5 protein-coding genes are annotated in these 5,838 nt (G+C 41.5%); all 5 read right to left on the bottom strand.

Annotation, left to right across the window (positions count from 1 at the left end):
* Nucleotides 1-2,230, bottom strand: a 2,230-nt coding sequence (locus tag DP116_RS26590; protein ID WP_169157999.1) for a carbamoyltransferase HypF, incomplete at its 3' end; no start/stop codon positions are given.
* Between the two features lie 235 nt (nucleotides 2,231-2,465).
* Nucleotides 2,466-3,695, bottom strand: a complete 1,230-nt coding sequence (locus DP116_RS26585; RefSeq protein WP_169157998.1) for an NHL repeat-containing protein — start codon at nucleotides 3,693-3,695, stop codon at nucleotides 2,466-2,468.
* A gap of 274 nt (nucleotides 3,696-3,969) precedes the next feature.
* Nucleotides 3,970-4,194 (bottom strand): hypothetical protein, encoded by a 225-nt coding sequence (locus DP116_RS26580; protein WP_169157997.1) that lies wholly within the window; start codon nucleotides 4,192-4,194, stop codon nucleotides 3,970-3,972.
* An 8-nt stretch (nucleotides 4,195-4,202) separates the two neighbouring features.
* Nucleotides 4,203-4,469 (bottom strand): asr0689 family protein, encoded by a 267-nt coding sequence (locus DP116_RS26575; protein WP_169157996.1) that lies wholly within the window; start codon nucleotides 4,467-4,469, stop codon nucleotides 4,203-4,205.
* 55 nt (nucleotides 4,470-4,524) lie between these two features.
* Nucleotides 4,525-5,544, bottom strand: coding sequence for a tetratricopeptide repeat protein (locus tag DP116_RS26570; protein WP_169157995.1), 1,020 nt, complete (start codon nucleotides 5,542-5,544; stop codon nucleotides 4,525-4,527).
* Nucleotides 5,545-5,838: the final 294 nt, after the last annotated feature.

The following is a 5,838-nucleotide window of genomic DNA, read 5'->3' as shown; positions in this document are numbered from 1 at the left end:
AATCTATATAAGAAATATTATCTGAAACAAGAAATTGAAAATTATAATTTAAATATTCTTTATTTTTTAAAGAACTCGTATCAGCCAAAGCTTCCATTTCAATTGCTGCTTGTCCTTCATAGCTACATTGTTCTCGGCAGATACCAATTGCAGCAGCGATCGCATCAAATAAACGCCCTACTGATGAAGTCAAGGGAGCATTAATCCCTTTTTCGACAAGCTGATTGAGAAGTTTCAGCGGTTTTTGTTCTAGAAATTCTAAAATCTCTAAATTTCTGTATTTTTGTTTTAAATCTTCCCAAGTAAAGGCAGATCTTAACTGGGCGTAGGTATTACGCCAGGGTTCTCTCATTGCTTGTGTTCCGCCAATCATTGGTACTGGCTTAAATGTCGCCAATCTCTTAAATTGGCGATAATCTGCTAACAGAAATTCTCCGCCCCACAGTGTTCCATCTTCACCATAACCCAATCCATCTAATGCAATACCTAAAACAGGTGGTGAATTAATATTTATATCATTTTCTGCCATGCAAGCAGCAATATGAGCATGATGATGTTGGATGTGAAGTAGGGGCACGGCTGTGCCGTGTCCGTACTGATTGTGTGCAAGTTCTTTTCCAAGTTTTGTTGAGAAATATTCAGGGTGTAAATCAACAGCGATCGCTTTTGGTTGATGCTCAAATAAATTTAAGTAGAGATTGAGCGTATCCTGATAAGATTTGAAAGTGGCTGCAGTTTCTAAATCTCCTATATGTTGAGATAGAATAGCTTTTCCATCTCGCAATAAACAAAAAGTATTCTTTAGCTGACTGCCCATTGCTAAAATGTGAGGAACGCTTTCAAATCCAGATGGTAAATTAATAGATGTTGGTGCGTATCCTCTAGCACGACGGATTGTTAGCACTTTATCGCCAACAACCCTCACCACCGAATCATCAACTCGGCTTACAATCTCCCGATTGTGGAGAAGAAAATAATCTGCAATCTTTCCTAGCTTCTCACGCGCTTCGACATTATCAATACATTGCGGATCATCAGAAAGATTACCACTTGTCAAAACAATCGGGCGATTCATCCGCCTGAGAATGAGGTGATGTAACGGGGTGTAAGGTAGCATGAAACCCAAAGTGTTTTGCCCAGGTGCAACCGAGGGCGCAATTTGATTTTGGATTTTGGATTTTGGGTTTTGAATTTTGAATTTTGAATTTTGCGAAAAGTTCCTAGGAGAAGCCAGTACTTGATGAGGGTCTCCCTCACTTGGTATCTGGCGTTGGTTTCCCGACAGAGCAAACTTTTCAAGACGAATTTTGAATTGTATTCTCCCACTTCCCCTTTCTTCTTCATCGTCTCCCGCTTTCGCCTGGATTAATACAACAGGCGCGGCGGGACTTTCCAGTAATTCTTTTTCCTTGGTGTTGGGGGTGCAGTACTCTTCAATAACTGATATATCTCGCGCCATTAAAGCAAAAGGCTTTTGATTGCGCTGTTTACGGCTGCGTAGTTTTTGCACAGCACTTTCCTGAGTGGCGTCGCAAGCTAGATGAAATCCACCTAACCCTTTAATGGCAACTATTTCGCCTTTTTGTAATAAGGTACAAACGGCATCAACATCGTCAAGCATAGAAAACATATGACATGTAATTGGTTGATTATCTGAACGTTCTAACCAGGCTTTAGGACCGCAAATCTGACACGCTACGGGCTGGGCGTGAAAACGACGGTTTTCAACATCGTTGTATTCCCGACGACACTCTGCACACATAGCAAAAGCAGCCATACTTGTGTTGTTGCGATCGTAAGGTATGGCGCGAATAATACTTAAGCGAGGACCGCAATGAGTACAGTTGGTGAAGGGATAACGATACCAGCGGTTGAGAGGGTCAAAAATTTCCGCTTTACATTTTGGACAAGTCGCAGCATCCGCAGGAATTTCTGTTTTCACTGCGCTGCTAACACTGTCAGAAATGACAAAATCACCAAAGGTAGATTTGCCTTCATAACGCTTGCGCGTTACTTCATCAATTCTCGCTAATGGCGGACACTCTTTCTGTAATTTTTGAACAAATTCTTCTATAGATTTTTCACAGCCAGATACCCAAATGAGGACACCTTGACCGTCATTACAAACTTCGCCTTGCAACCCGTATGCTTTTGCAAGTCTATATACAGTGGGGCGGAATCCCACTCCTTGAACGATACCGCGAACCCTGATGATTTCTTCAGTAGACATGATATTTGAACTAATTACGTAGATGCAAAGGAAACAAAGACAGAACTCAGAATGATTTCCTATCTTTAGATAAAGGTTTTGTACAATAGACTTCGTGGCAGTTGTAGGGAACTCTTAACAAAGAACTCTTAACAGAACCTCGTAAGATCTCACTTTTGCAAGAGGTCTAATCTATTTGGAGACTGTGTACCTGATTTAACACAACACATAACAGAAACTTCTTTTATGTTCTAATTCAGGAGTTGCTGAGTTCTTTGGTAGTTATCTTCCAAAGTAAAACTCGGTTATTTCCGGAATCTGCTATGACTGCAGTCTTTCCACACACTTTTATTCCATAAGACCAATTCAAGCTATCTCGTTTTGCTAACCCAAAATCACGATTCTCACCTTTACGTTGAAAGTCGATTTGTCCAGCAATAGCATGACATTCGCTTCCGTGCAAAGAGAAAATTGATTGTGGTTTTTTCCAGCCTAAAATCCTTGAATTCGCTGTATCTGCGACGAACAACCACTCACCAGCAGCAGCGACACCATAAGGCATACTCAAACTATTGGCACTAGGAAAATAAACTCCTTGGTTCATTTCAACTGAATCAAAAGTTTTTTGTCCTAATACCACCGCACAAGAAGCATTATTTTCTGTTGGAATTCCCTGCCAAATCATCACACGGTTGTTACCCGCATCAGTGACAACTAAATTTTCTTCCCAAACAGTGATGTCATGACACCAACGCATACTCGATGCTGAAGCAGTATCACCGCCATTTTCATCACGGGACATCATATCGTGTTGTCCCAAAACAACATCCGCCGGTTGACCATTTTCTTCAGGTAATTGATGCCAAATTAAAACCCGACGATTACCTGTGTCAGCAACAAAGAACTTTCCTTGATGATAGAAAACTCCATAACACCAGTTGAGAGTATTAGCTGCTGCTTGTTGAGTTCCTCTGTTTGGTTCATTGTCAGTGAAATGGGTTTGACCTAATACTAAATCGGCGGGTACATTGCTATCTTCTGGCAATTTTTTCCAAATCAAAACGCGATGATTCCAAGCATCTGCAACTGCCAAACCTTCACCACAAGCACAAATTCCGGTTGGTACACTGAGTGTTGCCCTTCCAGGACTACCTTTGGCATTTTGTCCTTCATGATTAAAGTCTGGTTGTCCAATCACCCAATCAGCAGGTTGACTATCTTGAGTGGGAACATTCCGCCATCCTAATAAACGATGATGTCCTGTATCTGATACCCACAATGGTCCAGTTTCAGATATTAAACAAGCACCACGAGGACCAAACATTTCTCTACTGCTGGGTACAACAGGTGTTGCTAGTTGACCTAGTTCAAGAGTCTTTCCTAAAATAACTTCTGCACCTTGAAGCAAAAAAGGTGAAAGTTGGGAAACTTTTACCGCTTCTGTTGCATCTTTTGGTGTAAGAGTCATTTTAGTTGGCGTGTTCATCGGTGATTTTGGAATAAAGAAATGCAGCTTTTATCAGTTATCAGTTACCAGTTACCAGTTATCAGTGTCGTGTCCTGTTGTTCACTGTTCACTGTTCACTGTTCACTGTTCACTGTTTGATAAGCCTCAAATAAATTTGAGACCAGAAGCCATTAGTAAGTTGAAATTTGTTCGCCTGTTCAGCCGCCTAGAACTGAAGTTCCGGCCTAATAATAGCTTCAGTCAATGTTAAGAGACGGAAAACTTTATAATGTTTTAGCTTTCTGCCTGAAATTTATTTCAATTTGAGGTCTTTATGTAGAAATGGCATCAAAACACCAGTCAAAAAGCTAGAGACAATAACTGGTATCCAAAGGCTAACTTTAGCTTGTGCAAGCAGGAACAACAACAATGCACTTACGCTAATGCCAATTGTAGTTTGCCTGACAAAATACATGGGGTCGCGCAGTAGCTTTCCCTTAAAAAATAGCCTAGCGCTGAACCATCCTATCTCTAACATGACTCCTCCTAGAAATTTCTCAACACATTCAAGACTATTAGCCCTAAGATTATTCCAGGAATGACGCCAGCCGGACCAAAGAATCCACCAAGAAGTGCAGCTAACTCATAGCCTAAATCTTCTTTGGCTAAAATGATTCCGCCAATTGCACCGCCAATCATAGATAAGGCTGTTGCTACTAAAAACCACACAAATCCCGTCATCAGATTTAAGTCGCCAGCCATTAAGCTTGTGAAAAAATCTTTTAAAACAGGATTTGTCAAAAGGTCTGTCATTCTTATCTCCTGCACGAAAATTGTTAGTTGTTATTTTTTTGAAAACTACCAACCACTAACCATTATCGATTTCTGTCTCAACTTCTTGCAGTACCTGTGCTACTACTTGTGCTTGTTCTATTTGTTCATGTTGAGTGAAAATTTCCCAAGCTTTTTGATAATAGGTACGCGCTTGCAAGAGATTTTTGAGATTTCCAGCTTCTGGTTTTTCCGGATTATCTGGTAAATTCCATAAGGCGTTGGCTTTGTTAGAAATTGTGTTGGCGTATTCCAGAGGTGTATCTCTGGGGTTACGCACTTTTAAGGCTTCGTCATAAGCGGCGATCGCCCGCACAACATTCTCCAAAGGATGCGAACTCGGTAGATATTGCAAAGCGTTGCCCAGATTATTCTGCAACATCGCATATTCCCTGGGATGGCTGATTAACTCAATATGCTTCAGCGCCTCCTCAAATGTCTGTACTGCTAACCCTTGACGCAGGTATTCTCTTTCTGATGTCAGGGGTATCGAGAGGTAAGCAATTGCAATATTGTTGTGTAAAATCGCATATTCCTGCGGGTACTTCTGCCAGGTAAACACCTGCAAAGCTTTTTGATAAGCCTGGATGCTATCTGTCATCTGGGCTAAATTGAATGGCACAAGCGACTGCAACACTAACCCAAAATTCATTTGGGCTTCTGCTAGTTCCACGGGTGTTGCAAGCTGTTGAGGACACTGCTGTGCGTCGCTGTCCTCCGTTGAAGCAAGTGTCCGTTGTAAAATAGGTAGGGCTTCTTGGAATCGTTCTTTCGCCTCTAACAACAGTTGTTCCCCAACATCGGGAATAGCCTTCAAAGCCACTGCTATTCCTACCTTTGCCCTAGCTTGCCAAAGCAAATTATCCTCATCACACAAATCATACGCTTGCTGACATAGCGAAACTGCATTCCATAAATCTTGGGCAGTTTTCGGCTTTTTTTGAAAGCCCTGCGCCATTTCAATCAGCATCTCGATTTTTTCTTGTGTCGTTGCTGGGGAAGAAGCAATAATATCCATTGCCGCCTTCACCGCAGAATCTGTCATGCTGGGGGTCATTACCATCTTCCTATAGCAGGTTGGAGTTGAGTCTTTCAAGTTCGCACACCCAATAGACGCATATTCCTTACGTCTTTGCGCTGTACCAACCAAGCAAGTTTTACGCAGATAATGAGTTGTGTCTTGGAAAATCCCCTCTTTGCAAAATGAGGCGCGCTATTTCCCGAGTTGTCAGAGGCTTGAAGATAAAAGGGGTACAGCTATATTCAGCGTTCAGTATTTTTGCCAGAAGACCGATAAATACTCCTTGAATTTATTAAGTCTATTCTCTTTTAAGATAAAACATTTCTATTG

It is taken from the genome of Brasilonema bromeliae SPC951, assembly GCF_012912135.1.
In the GTDB taxonomy this organism is placed as follows: Bacteria; Cyanobacteriota; Cyanobacteriia; order Cyanobacteriales; family Nostocaceae; genus Brasilonema; species Brasilonema bromeliae.
This window is presented reverse-complemented; position numbering and strand designations above follow the sequence as displayed.

Coding starts and splice junctions, on each gene's coding strand:
- DP116_RS26580 (WP_169157997.1), bottom strand. CDS start 4,194: ATGTTAGAGATAGGATGGTTCAGCGCTAGGCTATTTTTTAAGGGAAAG.
- DP116_RS26575 (WP_169157996.1), bottom strand. CDS start 4,469: ATGACAGACCTTTTGACAAATCCTGTTTTAAAAGATTTTTTCACAAGC.
- DP116_RS26570 (WP_169157995.1), bottom strand. CDS start 5,544: ATGACCCCCAGCATGACAGATTCTGCGGTGAAGGCGGCAATGGATATT.
- DP116_RS26585 (WP_169157998.1), bottom strand. CDS start 3,695: ATGAACACGCCAACTAAAATGACTCTTACACCAAAAGATGCAACAGAA.